Below are 19,114 nucleotides of genomic sequence, written 5' to 3'. Positions count from 1 at the left end.
GGGCGCTACCATGCCTCGGGTGTCCGGAACGACTGTCACGCCACCCCCGCCACCCCCCGTCGCTGTCCGGGCGCTCTCGGCGTACGGGCTTCCGGCGCACGCGCTCAGGATCCTCGGCTCCTGCGGTCTGTCGCTGGTGCTCTGGTTCTCCGCGGGCCGGGCGGTCCGCGCGGCTCTGATGTTGATGGGCAGCGAGCTCTCCCACGGCGACCACCGCCAGGTGCGGCTCGTCATCACGATGTTCGTCTTCACCCTGATCGTGCTGAACGAACTCGTCGTCATGGTCGGCATGCTGCACTCGGCGCGCGGCGCGCTCAGGGAGATCCAGGCGAGACGGGAGGACGGCGAGGCCGACGAGAGCATGCTCGGCGCGCTCAACCGCGCCACGCTCGTCTTCGCCACCATCTACCTCGCCTGGAGCTTCCACAACCAGGACGCCCAGGAGTTCATCGCGCTGGACTTCAACAGGCAGATCGACGCGGACGCGGCGGTCCTCGCCGGCGGGGGCGCGCCGGAAGGCGGTACCGGGCTCGTCGGGCTGGACCCATGGGTCTCCCTCGGGGTCGCGGTGGCGGCCTATCTCCTCAAGGCGCTGTTCGGCTGGTGGTACGCGAACGGCAAGGTCAGGGGCAGTGGCGTGCTCACCACCTTCTTCGAGCTGGCTTTCGCCTTCTACAGCCTCAACGCGCTGTTCGTCTTCACCACCGCGCGGGCGGACTGGCTGGAACACCGGGTCGCCGTGGCGGCGGTCGCCGACTGGCTTGAGCGGGTGAGCGACGCCGTCCCGTGGTGGAAGGACTTCTGGAAGGCCGTCGGGGAGGTCTGGCCGTACTTCTCGGACGGGCTGATCCTCCCGCTCGTCTGGCTCACGGTCGCCTCGCTCGTCTACGGCGCGTTCGCCGAGGACACCCGCGCGGTCGTCCGCGGCACCCGGCTGGACACCGTCGCCGACCGCATGGAGCGCACGCACTCCCTCACCCGGAACACCGTGACCCAGGCGACGGGCGGGTTCCAGGAGCGCTGGGTCCCCCCGGCGAACGCCTTCCGGCTTACCACCCGCGGCGGTGCCGCGCTGTTCGGCATGTTCTGCCTCTGCTACGTCGCGATTCGCGTGGCGACCGACTACGCCACCCGGGGCGTGCAGATGCTGATCGGCAGCGAGCAGCCGTTCGGCTGGGTGGTCATCGGAGGCCCGGTGGAGTTCGTCGGAGATCTGGTGATCATGGTGCTGACGGTCGCCGTGCTGGCGGCCACCTTCGACATCGCGGCCACCCGCAGTCGCGTGGCAGGGGAGACGCTCACCGCCTGAAGCGCGAGGACCTCCTCCTTCTCGAATCGCGGCCACCCGTAACCGGGGCGGCCGGAGAGACTCTCACCGCCTGAAGCGCAGCACCTGGTCGGCGGGGACCTCCTCCTCGGACGGCTTGAAGAGGTCTTCGACGGGCTGGTCCGGGATGATGCGGGCCAGGGCGGGACGGACGTAGACCTCGACCTTCGAGGCCAGGGCCTTGGGCACCAGGCCGACCACCTCGTAGTCGTAGCCGGTGCCGATCCGCTGCTCCCCGGGTTCGGTCGGAAGGTCGTCCTTGGTGACCTGGGTCTGCCAGCTACGGCCGTCGGCGTCCCTGAACTCGACCTGGGGGGCGCCGCGCCTGAGCGCTCCGTCGGCGTCCAGGAAGGTCCGGGTCAGCCTGACCTTCAGCCACTGGCGGTCGGCCGGGACGTCGTTCAGGCCGGGCGTGCCGTCCGCCGGCTCGATCGCCGCCTTCCAGGACACCTGCATCAGCGTCGCACTGCCGCCGGCGGCCACCGTGTAGATCCTGTCATCGGGGTTTCTCGCCTTGTAGACGTCGTAGTTGTTCCAGGCGGGGAACGCCGCCGCCAGCACCACGGTCACGATCGTCACGCCGACCTTGAGCGCCGTACGGCCCCGCCGGCGCGGGGCCCGCTCCTCGGATGCCGGAGCGAGCTTCTCCGTGGGGGAGACGGGAGGGGGCTCGGGAGCGGCGAGGGGCGGTGCGGAAGCCGGCGCGGGAGCGGCGAGAGGGGTCTCGGGAGCGGTGGGAGACGGCGAAGGAACGACGGGAGACGGCGAGGGAGCGGCGGGAGACGGTGTGGGAGCGGCGGGAGACGGTGTGGGAGCGGCGGGAGACGGTGTGGGAGCGGCGGTGGCGCGTCTGGGCAACGGGGTCGCCGTGACGGCGGGGAACGGCTGGGTCGAGATCCCCGCCTCTTCCGCCGGCCGCTGCGGACGCGGCGGCCAGACCTGCTCGTCGCCGAACACCCGCTGGGGGCGGGGCGCCCACCGCCTGCCGGTCGGAGCCGTGCCGGGAGGGCCCGCCGGACCGGAGGCCGCTCGCTGAGGGCCCGGAGCGCCGGGGGCGGCCGAGCCGCGCGGTGCGGGCGGCGGGGGGAACATGGTCGGAGGCCTGTCGTCCTGCGGGGGGAACAGGGACGAGGGCCCGTCGGGCTCCTCGGGTGAGGCCTGCCTGAACCTTCGCGGACGACGCAGGGGCGCGGGAGGCCGCTTCTCCTGCGGGGTGAACCAGTCGCGGTGCTGCTCGTCCTCCGGCGCTCCGGTGGGTGGGGTGCTTTCCATCAGGTCCTGCCCGCCACCGTGTAGACGTCCTTGGCGGTGGAGACGAGGCGCCGCGCGGCCGCCTCGTCCAGGCCCAGGTCGATCTCGATCTCGGGGCCGCTGGGTTCGACGAGGGCCGAGGACAAGGGACTGAGCACGATCCGGGAGCCCGGTAGCTCGCCGGTGGGGAGTTCGAACACGGTGATGCCCTCGCCCCACCAGCCGGGCTGGATGTAGAGCTCGGTGACGGTCAGCGAGGCGTCCACCTTGTCCGTCGCCTCGTAGCCGTGCCCGCTGTCCGTCAGAAGCACGGGCGTCCCCAGTTTCAGAGGCTCGCGGGCCGACATGGCGCCCACCTGCACGATGACGAAGATCCCCTTCGTGGTCACCCGCTTCACCTCGTCCGAGAAGCCCTTCGTCTCGAGGGCCTTGGCGGCCTGCACCGCCTTCACCCGCGCGGAGAACCGGGAGGCGACGACCTCGTCGCCGACGCCTCCGGTCCAGGTGAGGGGGGAGTTGTGATCCGCGGCGTCGGATCCGAACGCCTGCAGGCTCACGGCCGCCGCCGCCAGGGCGACTCCGACGAGGACGGCGCCCGCCCTGCGCCACCGGCCGGGCGGCGCCGGAGCAGGCGGAGGGGCGACCGGCTCGGGCCGGGATCGGGTGACCGCGCTCATCCGGACGCTCCTTCCGACTGGACGGGGAGGGTCACCTGGGCCGCGACCGTGAGGGAGGGCCTGGTCTCGTCGACCGCGTCCTCCGTCACCAGGTGCCAGCCCGGAGTCAGGGTGATCCCCTCCGAGAACTCGAATGTGCCGACGTCCATTCTCACCCGCTCAGGCACCCGTTGCCCGTTCGGTAGCTCGTATTTGATCACGACTTTGGTCGGCATGCCGGGCTGTAGCTGGCCGCTCTGGACGCCGTCGGCCGAGGCGAAGGCGTCCGGGCCGTACTCCATCTTGATCTCGGGGGTCAGTTTGAGCAGGGATCCGGCGAAGAACGGGCTGTTGTAGCCCTTGTCGTTGGGCCGCCCCACGAGAGTGGTCGTGTCACCCTTGTTGGTGACCTCCATCTCGATCTCCACGACGTGTTTGTCCGGAGCATCGAACGTTCCAGGCTCGACGGTAGCGCGCGACCCCACGAATGTGGTGAGAAACTGTTCCTGATCCAGGATCGAACCCGGACCGAGCTGTTTGGGAGGCCTGTCCGGGGCGTCGCCGAGTCCGCCGAAGGCCGTGACGACGCCCAGACCGGTGAAAACGACCAGAGCCGCGACGGGTACTGCGACCGCGCGCCGTCGCCGGGTACCTCTGGGACCGTCACCGGGGGCAGACGTCATGACAAAGGATGGTAATCGCTGGCGTCCGCCCCCTCCGCCTCATTTGTCCCCTAAGTAATGGCGAATGCGGGGAAATATGGAGCGGATTGGCGGGAACGCTGCCCGAATAGGAGGTCCAACTCTTACGCTGTCATCGAGGCTTCCGATGAGCCCGATGGCGGAGGTTCCGTGGCGGACGTGCATCCCGAGCATGCGCAGCTCCAGGCGGACCGGATCTACCTGGGCTGGCAGTATGCCTTGTTGCACCCTGATCCGGGTCCGGCTCCGAAGCGACCCTCTCCCGTCGAGAACCCCGCCGACCCCGTCGACAACGAGTGGGTGCGCCGGGAGCGGCTCAACGAAGACCTGCTGAACCGGCCGGTGAAGATCGTCCGAGTGTTCATGCTCGCGCTCGCCGCACTCATCCTCGGGCTCGGTCTCACCCAGATGCTGAGCTGGTCCTTCGTCGCCGCCGGCCTGATCGCCACCGGCGGGATCGCGGCGTTCTGCACCTACGCGGTCCACCAGGGCGACAGGGCGGTCCGCCACCGGATCCGGGAGCACCAGGCGGTCGGCGACCGGCAGCGGGAGGAACGCGACAGGGAGCTCTTCCGCGCCCAGGAGGAGCACGCCGCCAGATACCGGGAGTGGGCGGAGAAGAAGGAGCGCCACGACCGTCAGCTGACCTGGTACGCCGTGGCGGTGCCCGACGAGATCGACCGGATAGACGTGGCCGGAGGCACCCTGCCCGGCTGGTCGGCGCTGATCACCCTGCTCGGCGCGACCCGCCTCTACAGCGGCGGCCACCTGACCGTGCTCGACCTGTCCGAGGGCGCGATCGCCAAGGACCTGATCGAGCTGGCGCGCAGGGGCGGCGACGAGCCGCTGGTCTGGGTGCTGCCGGTGGACCTTCCCCGGCTCGACCTGGGGGCCACGCTGGCCCCCGAGGCGTTCGCCGACGTCCTCGCCCACGTCGTGAGCGTCAGCGAGGAGCACCGCACGACCAGGGATCTGTCGTTCGACAACGCGATCCTGGAGCGGGTCCTGGAGGTCCTCGGCGAGAGCGCCACGATCAATCAGGTCACCGCCGCCCTGCGAGCCCTGGCCCAGGTCGGGGATCCACGAGAAGACCTCAGGTTCGGCCTGATCACCGCCACTCAGCTGGAGCGGATCGGCACGCTGTTCGGCCGCGGGGTCAGCGACCGCGTGGTGATCGAGCGGGCGTGGGCGCTGGAGTCGCAGCTGCGCAAGCTGGAGACCCTCGGCTCCGAGGCGGTACGGCTGCCGCCCGCGCGCCTGCGGGTCGTGTCGATGGACCGGCAGGCCGGGGTGTTCGGCAACCGCGTCCTCGGCACCTACGTGACCACCGCGCTCACCCACATCCTGCGCCAGTCGCCCGCCTCCGAGCGGCCCTGGTATCACACGATCATCGTCGCGGGCGCGGACAAGCTCCGGGGCGACGTGCTCGACCGGCTGATGGACGCCTGCGAGACCTCCAGGACCGGGCTGGTGCTGACCTACAGGTCGCTCACCCCGACCGTGCGGGAGCGGCTCGGCCGGGGGCACGCGGCGGTGACGTTCATGCGGCTTGGCAACGCCGAGGACGCCCGGGTGGCGAGCGAGCACGTCGGCACCGAGCACCGGCTGGAGCTCGCCCAGCTCACCGAGACGATCAGCGCCGCCGGGGCCGGGCTGGACGGCGGTTACGTCTCCACCGTGGGCCAGACCGAGGAGGGCGAGGACGAGCGCGACGTGAGCCGTCAGGACCTGAAGGAGGACATCACCGAATCCACCGAGTGGGGCCGCCGCGCGACCAAGGCGATGGGGGAGACCGAGCGGGTCCTGCACCGCTCCAGGGAGTTCCTCGTCGAGCCCCACCAGCTCCAGCAGCTCCCCACCACCTCGGTGATCGTCACCGACGCCACCGCGCAGGGGCGCCGGGTTCGCCTCGCCGACGCCAACCCGGCGATACTGACCTTCCCCAAGACGACGCTGGGCGAGTTCGACGCGATCAAGGAAGCCGTGCTGGACCGGGCGGAGGAGGAGACGGCCGCGGAGACCCGCGAACCGAACCCCTTCGAGGACGCCCCACCCAACCTCGGGCCGCCTCCGGCGCGGCTGGACTGGCGCAAGCGTCAATGAAGCGTCTGTTTGCGGTAATGGCATGGTCAATGCGGAGGTGCGATCCCCGAGTGAGGTTCGACCTTGGTGGTGGGGGTGACCCGCCCCCGGTTCCCCGTCGGCCGGTACGACGGAGCGATCCGTGAAGCGTCAACCCCCCGGCCTGGAGCCGGGTCCCCCGGGTGGAGACCAAATGCAGCCAAGCGTGTCCCGTCCGCCCCATGCCCTGACCGGTCCCTGGTACAGAATCCAGGCGATCACGGCTCCCTCGCGCAGTTCCTCCGCCGAGTGGGACTTCGTCACGGTCCTGCCCGCCGTGCTCTCCGCGGCACAGCGTAACCGGCCCTTCGTGGTCGGCTGGCTATCCCGGGGGTCCGGCGCGCCGCTGGAGCTCGTCACCAACGCCGGGCCGCTGACCCCGCCGCGCCCGCCCCGCCGGTCCGCCAACGAGCCGGAGCCGCCCCCCATCGGTCCCGAGCCGCTGCTCTTCCCCAGCGGCGCCCGAGGCGTGCGGATCGGCGACGAATGGCTCCGTGACCTGTCGGACCTGGCCTGGACCATCTGCCCGGGACGTCAGGCCCCGCCGCTCGGCGGTCGCCGCGAGCCGGACGCCGACGAGACCAAGCGGCCCACACTCTTCGAGTCCACGCTGGTCACGCTCATGTCCCGGCCGTTCGCCTGGCTGGTGGTGGCCGAGCAGACCGATCTCCTGGACGCCGAGGTCGCGCACCTGCGGACCCAGCTCAACGTGCTCAGGCAGTACGGCGACGCCTCCGAGCGCTCGCGCTACGACGCCGAGCGGGCCGAGCGGCGCATGCAGGAGCTGGACGCCTTCCGCGAGGCCGGGCTCTGGAGCGTCCGGGTGCTGGCCGGGGCCGCGAGTCCCGAGGAGTTACGCCAGATCGCCCCCGTGCTGGTCGGCTCCGCCGAGATGAGCCACCACCCCTACCGCCTGCGCAGCGCGCTGTCCGGGCCGGTGTACGGCTTCGCCGAGGCGCTGTCCACGACGCTCCAGGATCCGGCGGACGGCACCGCGGCCCCGTTCGCGGCCACCGCCGGGGCGCTCGCCGCGCTCGCCGGGCTGCCCCGCAGGGAGGTGCCGGGGGTCCGGGTGCTGGAGGCGGGTTTCTTCGACGTGACCAGCGAGGCCGACGTCGTCCCCGGCGCGCTGACCATCGATCTCGGGTCGATCCTGGACGGACAGGACAGGGCGGTCGGCTCGTTCAAGGTTCCCCTCGCCACCCTGAACCGGCACGCGTTCATCACCGGCGCCACCGGCTCCGGAAAGTCCCAGACCGTCAGGCACCTGCTGGAGCAGCTCACCGGGGCGGGCATCCCGTGGCTCGCCATCGAGCCGGCCAAGTCCGAATACGCCGCGATGGGCGGCCGGATCGAGCACCTCGCCCCGGTGACCGTGATCAATCCTTCCGCCCCCGACAGCGTGCCGTTCAGCGTCAACCCGCTCGCTCCCGAGCCCGGCTATCCGGTCCAGGCCCACATCGACATGGTCCGGGCGCTGTTCATGGCGGCCTTCGACGCCGAGGAGCCGTTCCCGCAGATCATGTCGCTCGCCCTGCAGCGGGTGTACGAGGCCAACGGCTGGGACGTGGTCACCGGCTGGGCGGCGCCCGGGGCGGCCGTGCGGCCCGCCGTACCGACCCTTGAGCAGTTGCAGCAGCACGCGATGGACGTGATCAAGGAGATCGGCTACGGCAGGGAGGTCCAGGCCGACGTCGAGGGCTTCATCTCGCTGCGGCTGCGATCGTTGCGGGTCGGCTCCGCGGGCCGGTTCTTCGAGGGCGGCCACCCCGCCGACATCGGCGACCTGCTCCAGCGCAACGTGGTGTTCGCGATCGAGGACGTGGCCAACGACGAGGACAAGGCGTTCCTGATGGGCACGCTGATCATCCGGATCGTGGAGCACCTGCGGATGCGGGCCAGGAAGGAACGGAGCACCGGGCTCCGGCACGTCATCGTGATCGAGGAGGCGCACCGGCTGCTCCGCGACCGCGGCGCCGGACGGGCCAGCACCCACGCCGTCGAGCTCCTGGCGGGCATGCTGGCGGAGATCCGCGCGTACGGCGAGGGCATCGTGGTGGCCGAGCAGATCCCCACCAAGCTGGTCTCCGACGTCGTGAAGAACACCGCGCTGAAGGTCGTGCACCGGCTTCCGGCGGAGGACGACCGCCAGCTGGTCGGGGCCGCGATGAACCTGAACGAGGAGCAGTCCCGGCAGGTCGTCTCGCTGCCGCCGGGTGTCGCGGCGGTCTTCGCCGACGGGATGGACCGGCCGCTGCGCATCCAGGTGCCGCTGGGCGAGGACCGCGAGCGGCTGATCCCCGGCCACATGCCGCCGATCTGCGGACGCCGTTCGGCGGCGTGCGGGCAGGAGTGCCGGAGCGGACGGGCGTGCACGCTGGTCGAGCTGCGGGAGGCCGACCTGCTCGTCGCCTCGCCCGAGTGGGCCTGGCTGCGGATCTGGACCGACACCGTGGTGCTGGCGCACTGCACCGACCGGCCGATGCCGGGGGTGCCGAGGGCGCTGGCCGATCTGTGGGCGGAGCTCCCGCTGCGCAGGCGCGAATGCCTGCTGGCCACGGCGGTGGAGCGGAGCGTGGGCCGCCGGGCGTGGTCGCTGCGGACCGTCAGCGATCCGGGGAAACTGACCGAGCAGGTCGCCAAGATCTCCACCCGGCTGCTGGGGCCCGACCGGGACGCCGGCGAGCGGGCCGGTCCCGCCTGGGTCATCCCGCAGATCCGGTGGCTGCACGAGGTGGACCGGCTCTTCCCCTACGGGCAGCCCGCGCCCAACCCGCGCAGTCCCGCGCCGGTCATGGACTACGCGCTGTTCAACCGCCCGGCGGGTGGTCCCGAGCTGCTCGGCCACCGGGCCAAGGCGCTCCGCCACCACCCGCTGTCCATGGAGGTGGACCGCAACCGGGCACTGGCCTGGCGGGTGATCCTCGGCGACGACGAGCACGAGGGCGTGCAGCGCGACATCCTCACGGTCACGATCGGCATCGATCCGGCCGAGCGGCTCCGGCACGTGGCCCAGACGATGGGGGCGGGGTGGATGGAGAGCGTGCTGTCCTGGCCGCACCGGTTCGTGCTGCCGTTCGACGCCGGGTCGCCGGAGACCGCGGAGCTCGCCTTCGCCGAGCAGTGAGACCACGGGGACCACGGTGGATCATCGTCCGCGGAACCGTCCGCGCATGCGTGCCGCGGTCTCCCGGTGGTCGGTGACCATGCCCATCCGCGGCTAGGATCCCTGACATGACCCAGCTTCCGCTGCGGGCGCAGCTCGCAAGTGCTCTCGGCCGGACGGCCGCGACCCTGTCCCGAGCGACCGGGCGCGGCGACGGATCAGTGATCGGTGGCCGGGTCAGCCTGGTCCTGGAGCCCGATCTGCTGCGCCAGCTCGCGCATGACCGCAAACTGGCGCTGGTGAGCGCCACCAACGGCAAGACCACCACGACCCGGCTGATCACCTCCGCGTTGCAGGAGCTCGGCGAGGTCGCCACCAACGCCTTCGGCGCCAACATGCCCGCCGGGCACGTCTCGGCGCTGTCGTCGGCCAAGGACGCCCCCTACGGAGTCCTGGAGGTCGACGAGAAATACCTGCCCGAGGTGATCGACGCCACCGACGCGGGGGTCGTCTGCCTGATGAACCTCAGCCGCGACCAGATGGACCGGGCCGGTGAGATCTGGCTGCTGGCCCAGAAGTGGCGGCGGGCCCTGGCGGGCAGGAACACCCACGTGATCGCCAACGCCGACGACCCGCTGGTGACCTGGGGCGCCTCCACGGCCGCCTCGGTGACCTGGGTGTCGGCCGGGCAGCCGTGGAAGGAAGACTCCTGGTGCTGCCCCCAGTGCGGTGGTCCGCTGGACCGCAAGGGGATGGAGTACGTCCCGCCCGGCAGCGCCGGGTCGGGGTCGAAACCCGGCACGACGGAGAACGACTGGGCCTGCCGGGAGTGCACCTTCCGGCGGCCCGTGCCGGCCTGGGTCCTCGACGACGACGCGGTGATCGACCCGCGCGGCCGGCGCTGGGTGCTGGACCTCCGGCTCCCCGGCCGGGCCAACCGGGCCAACGCCGCGATCGCGCTGGCCACCGCCGAGGTGTTCGGCCTGCCGGTCGAGCGGGCGCTGCCCCGGCTGCGCGAGGTGACCTCGGTCGCCGGCCGCTACACCACGGTGGAGCGCGACGGCCGGCACGCCCGCCTGCTGCTGGCCAAGAACCCGGCCGGCTGGCTGGAGGCCTTCGACGTGCTCGACCCCTCGCTGCCGGTGATCCTCTCGGTGAACGCCCAGGGTCCCGACGGTCGCGACACCTCCTGGCTGTGGGACGTCGACTACCGCGTGCTGCGCGGCAGACCGGTCTTCGTGGCCGGGGAACGGCGGCTGGACCTCGCGCTCCGGCTCGACGTGGCGGGCGTGCCGTTCCAGCTGGCCGGATCCTTCGGGCAGGCGCTCGCCGCGCAGCCGCCGGGCAAGGTCGATGTGATCGCCAACTACACCGCCTTCCAGAACATTCGATCGGAGTTCGGTCGTGCAGTCTGACAGCGCCCTGCGCCTCGTCTGGATTTATCCGGATTTGTTGAGCACCTACGGAGACCAGGGCAACGTCCTGATCCTGGAACAGCGGGCCCGGCGTCGCGGAATCCCGGTCGAGACCGTCCACGTGCGTTCGGCCGACCCGGTGCCTGAGGGCGGTGACATCTACCTGATCGGCGGCGGAGAGGACCGGCCGCAGATCCTCGCCGCCGAGCGCCTCCGGCGGGACGGCGGCCTGCATCGGGCCATCGCCCGGGGCGCGTCCCTGCTGGCCGTCTGCGCGGGGTACCAGATCATGGGCACCACGTTCGGCGGTGAGGAAGGCCAGCCGGTGGACGGCATCGGACTGATCGACATCGCCAGTGGCCGCGGCGAGGGCCGCGCCGTCGGCGAGCTGGCCGGCGAGACGGACGCGGCGCTCGGTCTTCCGACGCTCACCGGCTTCGAGAACCACATGGGCGTCACCCGGCTGGGCCCCGGCGTCCGGCCGCTGGCCCGGACGACGGTCGGCGTCGGCAACGGCGACGGCACCGAGGGCTGCTACACGGGCAGGATCGTCGGCACCTACCTGCACGGTCCCGCGCTCGCCCGAAACCCCGGCCTGGCGGACCTGCTGCTCACCTGGGCGGTGGGCGCCCAGCTCCCGCCGATCGACGACTCCTGGTTCGAGCGGCTTCGCGAGGAGCGGCTGAACGCGGTGCTGCCCCACTGACGGATCCTCGCGGAGCGGCCTGAGATCGTCGCTCCGCGGGCGTGACCGTGGAGCGACCCGCGGCCGGGCTCGGGACGGGCTCCCGGCGGCGGCCGGAGAGGGCCGGGCCGGGCTCAGGACCCGGGCCGGCGCCGCACGGAGAGGCCGTACCCCGCCGGCCGGGGGAGCAGGACCGCGCCGGTCAGTAGACGAGTGCCTGAACACCTTCGCCGAGGATCTCCTCGACGAAGGTGGAGGCGCCCGCGATGCGCACGCCCTCGATCACGTCGTCCACCGTGATGTCCCGCCGGGCCGCGCACTGCGTGCACAGGGTCACCTTGCCGGTCGCCAGAACCGCGTCGAGCAGGTCGCCGAGCTGGGCCGCGTGCGGCAGCGTGAACTCCTTGGCCCGTCCGGGCAGGGCGAACCACGCCGACTCGCCTGTCAGCCAGAGCGAGACGGGAACCCCGCTCGCCAACGCCGCCGCGGCCACCGTGAACGCCTGGTTGCAGCGCTCGGGTGACTCCATGCCGGCGGTCACTTTGATCACCAGTGATCGTGCCATGCCCTGAAGCCTATGCGGGTCCGTGTCACGGGCGCGAACCGCATCGGGACGCCTTTAGGCTCGTTTTCATGGACGTTCCCGAACTGCATCCTGATCTTGAGCCGATCGCCTTCCTCGTGGGCAGGTGGGAGGGAGCCGGAGTCGGGGGATATCCGACCATCGAGAGCTTCAATTTCGGCCAGGAGGTCGTCTTCGGCCACAACGGCAAGCCGTTCCTGAGCTACACCAGCCGCACCTGGCTGCTCGACGAGGCGGGTGACAAGGTTCGCCCCCTGGGCACCGAGACCGGTTTCTGGCGCCAGTTGCCCAACCGCCGGCTGGAGGTGTGCCTGGCGCACCCGACGGGCATCGTGGAGATCTATCTCGGCGAGGTGGTCTTCAACAAGATCGAGCTTCACACCGACGTGGTGGCCCGCACCTCCACCGCGAAGGAGTACACCGCCGCCCACCGGCTCTACGGCCTGGTCAACGGCAACCTCATGTGGGCCTACGACATGGCGGCCATGGGTCAGTCGCTGCAGTCGCACCTCTCGGCCGAGCTCAAGAAGGTCGGCGACTTCGTGCCGGACACCGTCTAGCGAGCCGTCCGGGGGCCCGCCTGGATACGCTCTGGAGGATGAGCACTCCTTTCACCCCCGAAGCGGTCGAGGCCATCAAGCGTCACATGAACGACGACCACGGTGACGACGCGCTGCTGATCTGCCGGGGCCTCGGCGGACAGTCCGAGGCCACCGGCGCGACGACGACGGGGGTGGACTCCGAGGCGATCGAGTTCGTCGCGGTGGTCGACGGCGAGGACGTCACGGTCCGGGTGCCGTGGGGCACCACGCTGACCGAGCGCTCCCAGGTTCGCGGGGAGGTCGTCCGCCTCTACCGGGAGGCCTGCGCCGCGCTCGGGCTTCCCGCCCGCGGCGAGCACTGAGCTTCCCGTCCTCGGTGAGCACTGAGGCGACCTCGCCACCGCCCGTCTCGGAGAGGCGACACGAGAGAGGTTCGGAGAGGCGATACGAGAGGCGACCGTGAAGGCGGCCGGGAACGACCGTGAAGACGGTCGGGAAGTCGGGAAAAGGAAGAACCCCGGGCCTGCTCCTCCTGCTCGGCAGAAGGGCCGGATGGACCAAAGACGGGATGAACCGCCTTCCGGCAACCCGGGGTTCCGGTGATTGTCATGGATTCGCCGAACGTCGCAAGACGTCCGGACAGAAGTCCGGAGCTGCGGCGTCCTAGCGGACAGCCACCTCGCTAGCCCAACTATGACTAACCATCGTTCGGACCACCTCCTTTCAGCGTGTCTGTACCGTATGAAATTCGCGGGGCCAGGGCAAATGAATATTCGCGGTCGGCCTCGATCTCCGTCCCGCCCCAGGTCAGGGCCCTGAACGGATCCCGGATCGGGTCCGGCGAGGGGGGACGCCCCGCGGGCGGTCGCGGGCCTCGTCACCACTGGCGGGGCTCCCGGACCGGCGTCGGACGCGATTTCGGTCCGGTGATTTCGGTCAGGAAAAAACGAATATTCGTGATCAAGTTTTCACAGGTGGGAAAGGTCTCCCGGGGCCCGCCGGCCAAGGCACGTCTTCCGGTGCAGGAGGACGTAATCCCGATCGTGCTCCGATGCTCTTAGACTCTGGGCATGACCGAGACGTCGTGGCACGAGAAACTGCGGGCGCGCGGTTACCGGGTCACTCCGCAACGCCAGCTGGTGCTTGAGGCGGTCAAGGCGGTGGACCACGCCACCCCTGAGGAGATCTGCGCCCGGGTGCGGGAGACCGCTCGCGGAGTGAACATCTCGACCGTCTACCGGACCCTCGAACTGCTCGAGGAGCTCGGCATGGTCACCCATACCCATCTCGGGCACGGCGCGCCCACCTATCACCTGGCCGCCGAGGCCAATCACGTGCACCTGGTCTGCGGCAACTGCGGGGAGATCAGCGAGGCCCGCCCGGAGCTGGTGCGGGCCTTCGTCGACAGCCTCGACACCGAGCTCGGGTTCGCCACCGACGTGCATCACCTGACGGTCTTCGGCCGCTGCCGAAAGTGCCGCTGAGGCCTCGTAGTCTGGGAGCATGCGAAGCCCTTTGCTGGACACTCCCGGCGCGGTCGCGGCCGAGACCCCTGACGCCGACGTCGCCGGACACTACGGTGATCCTTTCGCCGAGCAGCGCGCGCTGATCGCCGGTGAGGCGATGGTCGACCGGAGCAACCGTGAGGTCGTCCGGATCTCCGGGCCCGACCGGTTGAGCTGGCTCAACAATCTGAGCTCGCAGAAACTCGACATCCTGAAACCCGGCGAGGCCACCCAGACGCTGCTTCTGGACGCTCAGGGCCGGGTGGAGCACCACCTCACGCTCGTCGACGACGGCGAGGCGGTGTGGGCGCACGTGGAGCCGGGCACGGCGGCCGGGCTCACCGCGTTCCTCGACAGGATGCGGTTCATGCTCAGGGTCGAGGTCGCCGAGGTGACGGACGACTACGCGGTGGTGTCCGTGGTCGAGGCCGGGAGGCTCGCCCTGCCGGAGGGGGCCGTTCTCGTCGGCGACGACGTGCTGCTTCCCCGCGACCTGCTGGCCGGACGGCTCGGGCTGAAGCTCGCCGGGCTCTGGGCCTACGAGGCGCTGCGGATCGAGGACCACCGTCCCCGCCTGGGCTTCGAGACCGACCACAAGACGATTCCGCACGAGGTGGGCTGGATCGGCTCGGCCCTTCACCTGAACAAGGGCTGCTACAAGGGCCAGGAGACCGTGGCCCGCGTGCACAATCTCGGCCACCCGCCGCGCCGCCTGGTCTTCCTCCACCTGGACGGCAGCGTGGACACGCTGCCGAAGCACGGCACCCCCGTCGTCCTCGACGAGGGGGAGGTCGGTTTCGTCGGCAGCGCCGCCCGGCACCACGAGCTCGGCCCGATCGCGCTGGCCGTGGTCAAGCGGACCGTGCCGGTGGACGCCACGCTGACGGCCGGTGAGGTGGCGGCGACCCAGGAGGTCATCGTGCCGCCGGACGCGGGCCGCAACGTCCAGATCGACCCCGCGCTGCGCCGTCGCATCCGCTGACGGTCCCGGGTCTGCGCCGCCGTACCGGGACGGTACGGCGGCGCGACCGGGAGCGGTTCACTCAGGAAGCGGCCGGGGCCCAGATGGCCCCGTAGCGACCATCCTCGGCGTCCAGCTTGACGGGGAGGAATCCCCTCTCCTTCAGGTTGTTGAACCGGTTCTGGTAGCCGGCAGAGCTCATGTCCGTGAACTCGTGCCACTTCTCTCCGTCATCCTTGACCCACACGGCGGTGTAGGTGTTGCCGGGGCCGACGGTGATCAGCGAGGGCTTCTCACCGTTGCTGGTGCGGGTGAGGAACTCCTGGTGGTGCTCCTGCGGGCTGAGGGCCGTGGTGACGGTCCAGCTTCCCGGAGCCTGCGCCCAGACCGCGACGTAGCGCGGGTCGTTGGCGGTGCCGTAGGCGTTCAGCGCCGTGAGCATGTATCCGCGCCGGGCGTTGTTCGCGTTGGCCTTGGCGAACTGGTCGGCGTTGAGGTCGTGCCTGGCGGTGAACCTCCCCGGGACCTTCTCGAAGATCGCGGCGAAGACCGCGGCGTTCCCGGAGCCGCTGGCGCTCACGGAGGTCGGACGGTAGCCGTCGGCGACGCGAGCGTTGAAGCGGTTCTGGTACCCGTTCGACGTCATGCCCTGGTACATCACCCACGGAGCCCCGGGGGTCTGCACCCACACCGCGCCGTAACGCGGTGCGGCGGCGTTGTCCACGGTGAGGGTGATCGGCCGGTAGCCCTGGTTGCGCAGGGTGTTGAGGCGCTCGGTCTGCTTACCGGGTGTGACGCCGTGGTAGGCGGAGAAAACCGGTGCCTGCCTCGGCGCGGCGGCGGCCGGTGCGCTCTGTGCGCTCGGTGCGTTGGTGGCGTTGGCGGTTTTCGTCTGTGCGTGTGCGATGGGCGCTAGTGCGGTGACCAGCGCGGCGGCGGCGACGCATGCCTTGACGAAGATGCGCATTGACCCTCCCCGTGGGTGATGGCGGACTTGTTGCGAACAAGTCGCGACCCTACGAGTCAGATCTTGGATGCACCCCGCTTCTTTGTAGCCCTTTTAGATCTCCAGGACCAAAGTGATGGGTCCGTCGTTGGTCAGCGTGACCTTCATGTCCGCGCCGAACACCCCGGTTTCCACCTGGGCGCCCAGCTCGCGTAGTCCGGTGCAGACGGCCTCCACGAGCGGCTCGGCCACCGGCCCCGGAGCCGCGGCCTGCCAGGTGGGGCGGCGGCCCTTGCGCGCGTCGCCGTACAGGGTGAACTGGCTGACCACGAGCAGCGGCGCGCCGATGTCGGAGCAGGATTTCTCGCCCGACAGGATTCTCAGGCCCCAGAGTTTGGCGGCGAGCCTGGCCGCCTCCGCCGGGGTGTCGGTGTGGGTCACGCCGACCAGGACCAGCAGTCCGGGCTCGTCGATCGCTCCGACCGTCACGCCGTCCACCACCACAGAAGCGGAACTCACCCGCTGTACGACCGCACGCATGGCCCCATCATCTCGTGTTCGCCGGTATCCCTAGACTCTGGATGAAAGGGGATAAAAGTGTCTATTGAGTCATTGGTTGTCGAGGTTGTCCGTTCTGGTTTCGTGGAGTCCACGCATCGGGCGCGGATGCTGGCCGTCGCCTCCGACGGTTCCATCGTGAGGGCGCACGGGGCGGTGGACGCCCTGGTCTCGCCTCGTTCGGCGATGAAGCCCCTGCAGGCGCTCGCCATGGTGCGCGCGGGGCTCGCCCTGGAGGGGGAGCTGCTCGCGCTGTCGTGCGGGAGTCACGCGGGAGAGCCGTTCCACGTGGACGGGGCCAGGAAGATCCTTTCCGGGGCGGGGCTGGACGAGGACGCGCTGCGCTGCCCCGAGGACCTGCCCGGGGACGTCGCCTCCCGCGACGAGGTGCTGCGTTCGGGCGGAGGCCCGGCCAGGATCTACATGAACTGCTCGGGAAAGCACTCGGCGATGCTCGCCACCTGCGCGGCCAACGGCTGGCCGCTGGAGACCTACCTCGACCCGGCCCACCCGCTGCAGAAGGCCATCCGGGCCACGGTCGAGGAGCTGACCTGTGAGCGCGTCGCCGCCACGGGAGTGGACGGTTGCGGTGCCCCGCTGTTCTTCGTGTCGATGACGGGTGTGGCACGCGCGTTCCGCGCCCTCGTCCAGGCCGAGCCCGGCACCCCCGAGCGCCGCGTCGCCGACGCCTTCCGCGCCCACCCCGAGTGGACCTCCGGCACGACCCGTCCCGAGGCCCGGCTGATGCGCGCGATCCCGGGATTGATGATCAAGGCGGGGGCCGAGGCCTTCGACGCCTTCGCCTTCGAGGACGGCCGCGCGGGCGCGGTCAAGATCGAGGACGGCGGGCAGCGGGCCCGGACCCCGGTCACCGTCGCGGCCCTGGTCGCCCTCGGTTTCGGGGGAGCCGAACTCGACGAGCTCGCGACCGGTGTGCTGCTCGGCGGCGGCCGTCCGGTCGGCGAGGTCCGCGTGCGGTAGCGGCGGAGCGGCCTCCCCGTGCCCGGCCTCCGGGGTCAGAAGGAGCGGAACTGGCGGGTGGAGGAGATCGCACCCGAGGTCGTCATGGTGAACGTCCGCATCGAGTCGGCGAACTTGGACAGGTCCCACTCGGCCGGGCCGTGATACCAGTACAGATGGTCGACCTGCCGGCCGTTGCCGTTCACGGAGGAGACCACCCGGGCCCAGCGGTCCACGCTGTCGAAGATCACGGCGTAGGGCAGGTAGCGGGAGAACAGCTCCACCCGCTGGGCCACGGGAACGTCGCCGCCGAGGTCGCCGCCGGCCAGATACTCCCGGAAGCCCAGGGTGTGGGCGAGGGCTCCCGCGCCCTTGGAGGTCTTGGCCGGCATGTGCTGGCCGCCGACGGACAGGGCGGCACCCGCGATGATCAGGGCCAGGCCGAGCAGGCCGTACGAGGTGAACCAGGCCAGCGCGACGGTGGCGACGACCCCGGCCACGGTGAGCACCACGCCGAGGGTCGTCCAGCGGGTGCGGACACTGTCGGGACGGCGGGCGAACCAGCCCTGCGTGACCACGTCGCGGTAGAGGGCGTCGCGGACCTTGCCGAGCTTGTGGCCGAACGACCCCTTGAGCTGCGACAGCAGCACCGCGTCGCGGCCGTCGAAGATGGCGTCGTAGAGCGCCCGCTCGTAGGACATCAGGGAGTTGACCGGTGCGTTGGGCATCTGGACCAGCGTCCAGTCGGGCGCGTCGTAGGTCTGCCGGGGCTGCTCGTCGATCCTGAGGTAGCCTCGGACGGCCAGGTCCACGATCGTGGCGGTCACATCGATCACGTCGGCCTGCTCGTCCATGAGCGTGCCGATCTGGCCGGGACGCACGCCGTCCGGCGGGGCGAAGTGGCCGTTCTCGACGCCGCTCTGCGCGCCGGACTCGTGACCGACCACGCGTTCGTCGCGGCCTCGCGTCCAGTAGAGGATGCCGATGCCGCCGAGCAGCAGGAGCATCAGACCGGCCAGCGCGCCGCCGGTGACGGCGTTCAGGGCGAAGGCGTTGGACAACTCGAAGCGGCGCTCCAGGATCGGCGTGCCCTTCGTGGCCCCCGTCGGGTAGCCGACGACCACCGTGAACACCTCGCCGGTGCCGAGGGCCTGCTGGCCGAACTCGGCGGTGACGCCCGTGTGATCCATCGAGGCCTCGGTGCAGGCGATCGCCGAACTCAGCGGGCCCGCGAAGCAGGAGAGGTTCTGGAGCTGGGCGGGGCCCTTCAGCGTGACCCTGGCCTGCTCGACCGGGACGGACCAGCCTCCCACGGCGTACCACCGCAGTTCCTGGGCGCCGGCCAGCGGGGTCACCGCGCCCTTGACGTCGTATTCGAGTTCGGCGGTGCCCGAGCCCTTCAGGGTGATCGAGGCGTCGGCCAGCGTGGCGTCGCCCTTGAGGCCGGTGACCTGGTAGAGCCGGTCGTTGCCGTCGTCGTAACGCGTGCGGTCGACCAGGCTCCGCGTCGGCGCGCCGCCTTCGAAGGTGACGGTCTCCTTGACGTGCAGCACGCCGTCCTGCCGCAGTTCGAGCTGGACCGTGTCGTTCGTGATCTTTCCGGCCTGGGCGAGCGCCGCGTTCGCGGGACCGGCCGCCTCCGGGAGGCCCGGCGTGTTCGCGGCGTCCGCGATACCGGCCGCGTCCGTGATACCGGCCGCGTTCGCCGTACCGGCCGCCAGGGTCGAGAGAGCACTCAACGTCACCGCGAGGGCGACCGTCACGGTCGCGCGCCCGGCTGCCCGGTATAAGGAAGAT

General features: G+C 70.8%; 17 protein-coding genes. 10 read left to right on the top strand and 7 right to left on the bottom strand.

Going from position 1 to position 19,114, the window contains the following annotated elements:
• Positions 1–19: 19 nt before the first annotated feature.
• Positions 20–1,309 carry a hypothetical protein gene (locus J2853_RS30160; protein ID WP_307563849.1) on the top strand — a complete coding sequence of 430 codons (1,290 nt, stop codon included), beginning with the start codon at positions 20–22 and terminating at the stop codon, positions 1,307–1,309.
• 63 nt (positions 1,310–1,372) lie between these two features.
• Here J2853_RS30160 and J2853_RS30155 read toward each other — a convergent pair whose 3' ends face one another.
• From J2853_RS30155 to J2853_RS30145, 3 genes are read right to left on the bottom strand one after another with little or no spacing between them, the layout of a single operon-like run.
• A complete protein-coding gene (locus J2853_RS30155; RefSeq protein ID WP_307563846.1) occupies positions 1,373–2,599 on the bottom strand; it encodes a hypothetical protein in 1,227 nt (408 codons plus the stop codon).
• Positions 2,599–3,255, bottom strand: a complete 657-nt coding sequence (locus J2853_RS30150; protein ID WP_307563844.1) for a hypothetical protein — start codon at positions 3,253–3,255, stop codon at positions 2,599–2,601. Before J2853_RS30150 ends, J2853_RS30155 begins: the two co-directional genes overlap by 1 nt.
• A complete protein-coding gene (locus J2853_RS30145; protein ID WP_307563842.1) occupies positions 3,252–3,917 on the bottom strand; it encodes a hypothetical protein in 666 nt (221 codons plus the stop codon). Before J2853_RS30145 ends, J2853_RS30150 begins: the two co-directional genes overlap by 4 nt.
• A gap of 168 nt (positions 3,918–4,085) precedes the next feature.
• On the opposite strand from J2853_RS30145, the gene J2853_RS30140 reads away from it, so the two are divergent.
• The 4 genes from J2853_RS30140 to J2853_RS30125 all read left to right on the top strand — a co-directional run bounded on the left by J2853_RS30140 (position 4,086) and on the right by J2853_RS30125 (position 11,283).
• Entirely contained in the window at positions 4,086–6,038 is a 1,953-nt protein-coding gene (locus J2853_RS30140) for a hypothetical protein (protein WP_307563840.1), read from the top strand.
• 172 nt (positions 6,039–6,210) lie between these two features.
• A complete protein-coding gene (locus tag J2853_RS30135; RefSeq protein ID WP_307563838.1) occupies positions 6,211–9,183 on the top strand; it encodes an ATP-binding protein in 2,973 nt (990 codons plus the stop codon).
• A 107-nt stretch (positions 9,184–9,290) separates the two neighbouring features.
• Positions 9,291–10,577, top strand: a complete 1,287-nt coding sequence (locus J2853_RS30130; protein ID WP_307563836.1) for a Mur ligase family protein — start codon at positions 9,291–9,293, stop codon at positions 10,575–10,577.
• Positions 10,567–11,283, top strand: coding sequence for a type 1 glutamine amidotransferase (locus tag J2853_RS30125; protein ID WP_307563834.1), 717 nt, complete (start codon positions 10,567–10,569; stop codon positions 11,281–11,283). The genes J2853_RS30130 and J2853_RS30125 overlap by 11 nt, the downstream gene beginning before the upstream one ends.
• Before the next feature lie 181 nt (positions 11,284–11,464).
• Here the strand turns inward: J2853_RS30125 and J2853_RS30120 are convergent, their stop codons facing one another.
• Positions 11,465–11,827 (bottom strand): DsrE family protein, encoded by a 363-nt coding sequence (locus tag J2853_RS30120; protein ID WP_307563832.1) that lies wholly within the window; start codon positions 11,825–11,827, stop codon positions 11,465–11,467.
• Between the two features lie 68 nt (positions 11,828–11,895).
• On the opposite strand from J2853_RS30120, the gene J2853_RS30115 reads away from it, so the two are divergent.
• The 4 genes from J2853_RS30115 (at position 11,896) to ygfZ (ending at position 14,874) form a co-directional block, all read left to right on the top strand.
• The gene (locus J2853_RS30115) at positions 11,896–12,405 is read left to right on the top strand and encodes a heme-binding beta-barrel domain-containing protein (protein WP_307563830.1); all 510 of its coding nucleotides are present in this window, start codon (positions 11,896–11,898) and stop codon (positions 12,403–12,405) included.
• A gap of 38 nt (positions 12,406–12,443) precedes the next feature.
• Positions 12,444–12,749, top strand: coding sequence for a DUF2470 domain-containing protein (locus J2853_RS30110; protein ID WP_307563829.1), 306 nt, complete (start codon positions 12,444–12,446; stop codon positions 12,747–12,749).
• Between the two features lie 708 nt (positions 12,750–13,457).
• The gene (locus tag J2853_RS30105) at positions 13,458–13,871 is read left to right on the top strand and encodes a Fur family transcriptional regulator (protein ID WP_307563827.1); all 414 of its coding nucleotides are present in this window, start codon (positions 13,458–13,460) and stop codon (positions 13,869–13,871) included.
• 19 nt (positions 13,872–13,890) lie between these two features.
• On the top strand, positions 13,891–14,874 hold the full coding sequence (gene ygfZ / locus J2853_RS30100; protein ID WP_307563825.1) for a CAF17-like 4Fe-4S cluster assembly/insertion protein YgfZ: 984 nt from the start codon (positions 13,891–13,893) through the stop codon (positions 14,872–14,874).
• Positions 14,875–14,935: 61 nt separating this feature from the next.
• Here the strand turns inward: ygfZ and J2853_RS30095 are convergent, their stop codons facing one another.
• Entirely contained in the window at positions 14,936–15,820 is an 885-nt protein-coding gene (locus tag J2853_RS30095) for a hypothetical protein (protein ID WP_307563823.1), read from the bottom strand.
• Between the two features lie 93 nt (positions 15,821–15,913).
• The gene (gene dtd, locus J2853_RS30090) at positions 15,914–16,339 is read right to left on the bottom strand and encodes a D-aminoacyl-tRNA deacylase (RefSeq protein WP_307563821.1); all 426 of its coding nucleotides are present in this window, start codon (positions 16,337–16,339) and stop codon (positions 15,914–15,916) included.
• 57 nt (positions 16,340–16,396) lie between these two features.
• On the opposite strand from dtd, the gene J2853_RS30085 reads away from it, so the two are divergent.
• Positions 16,397–17,338, top strand: coding sequence for an asparaginase (locus tag J2853_RS30085; protein WP_307563820.1), 942 nt, complete (start codon positions 16,397–16,399; stop codon positions 17,336–17,338).
• A 35-nt stretch (positions 17,339–17,373) separates the two neighbouring features.
• Here the strand turns inward: J2853_RS30085 and J2853_RS30080 are convergent, their stop codons facing one another.
• Positions 17,374–19,080: a DUF2207 domain-containing protein gene (locus J2853_RS30080; protein WP_307563818.1), complete on the bottom strand. Its 1,707-nt coding sequence runs from the start codon at positions 19,078–19,080 to the stop codon at positions 17,374–17,376.
• Positions 19,081–19,114 lie beyond the last annotated feature (34 nt).

The organism is Streptosporangium lutulentum, assembly GCF_030811455.1.
GTDB classification, from domain to species: domain Bacteria; phylum Actinomycetota; class Actinomycetes; order Streptosporangiales; family Streptosporangiaceae; genus Streptosporangium; species Streptosporangium lutulentum.
Note: the sequence above shows the minus strand (reverse complement) of the source record. Positions and strands in the feature narration are given on the sequence as shown.

What these genes read in the sequence shown, in the direction of transcription:
- J2853_RS30155 (WP_307563846.1), bottom strand. Translation starts at nt 2,599, where the DNA reads ATGGAAAGCACCCCACCCACCGGAGCGCCGGAGGACGAGCAGCACCGC.
- J2853_RS30150 (WP_307563844.1), bottom strand. Translation starts at nt 3,255, where the DNA reads ATGAGCGCGGTCACCCGATCCCGGCCCGAGCCGGTCGCCCCTCCGCCT.
- J2853_RS30145 (WP_307563842.1), bottom strand. Translation starts at nt 3,917, where the DNA reads ATGACGTCTGCCCCCGGTGACGGTCCCAGAGGTACCCGGCGACGGCGC.
- J2853_RS30135 (WP_307563838.1), top strand. Translation starts at nt 6,211, where the DNA reads ATGCAGCCAAGCGTGTCCCGTCCGCCCCATGCCCTGACCGGTCCCTGG.
- J2853_RS30130 (WP_307563836.1), top strand. Translation starts at nt 9,291, where the DNA reads ATGACCCAGCTTCCGCTGCGGGCGCAGCTCGCAAGTGCTCTCGGCCGG.
- J2853_RS30120 (WP_307563832.1), bottom strand. Translation starts at nt 11,827, where the DNA reads ATGGCACGATCACTGGTGATCAAAGTGACCGCCGGCATGGAGTCACCC.
- J2853_RS30115 (WP_307563830.1), top strand. Translation starts at nt 11,896, where the DNA reads ATGGACGTTCCCGAACTGCATCCTGATCTTGAGCCGATCGCCTTCCTC.
- J2853_RS30110 (WP_307563829.1), top strand. Translation starts at nt 12,444, where the DNA reads ATGAGCACTCCTTTCACCCCCGAAGCGGTCGAGGCCATCAAGCGTCAC.
- J2853_RS30105 (WP_307563827.1), top strand. Translation starts at nt 13,458, where the DNA reads ATGACCGAGACGTCGTGGCACGAGAAACTGCGGGCGCGCGGTTACCGG.
- ygfZ (WP_307563825.1), top strand. Translation starts at nt 13,891, where the DNA reads ATGCGAAGCCCTTTGCTGGACACTCCCGGCGCGGTCGCGGCCGAGACC.
- J2853_RS30095 (WP_307563823.1), bottom strand. Translation starts at nt 15,820, where the DNA reads ATGCGCATCTTCGTCAAGGCATGCGTCGCCGCCGCCGCGCTGGTCACC.
- dtd (WP_307563821.1), bottom strand. Translation starts at nt 16,339, where the DNA reads ATGCGTGCGGTCGTACAGCGGGTGAGTTCCGCTTCTGTGGTGGTGGAC.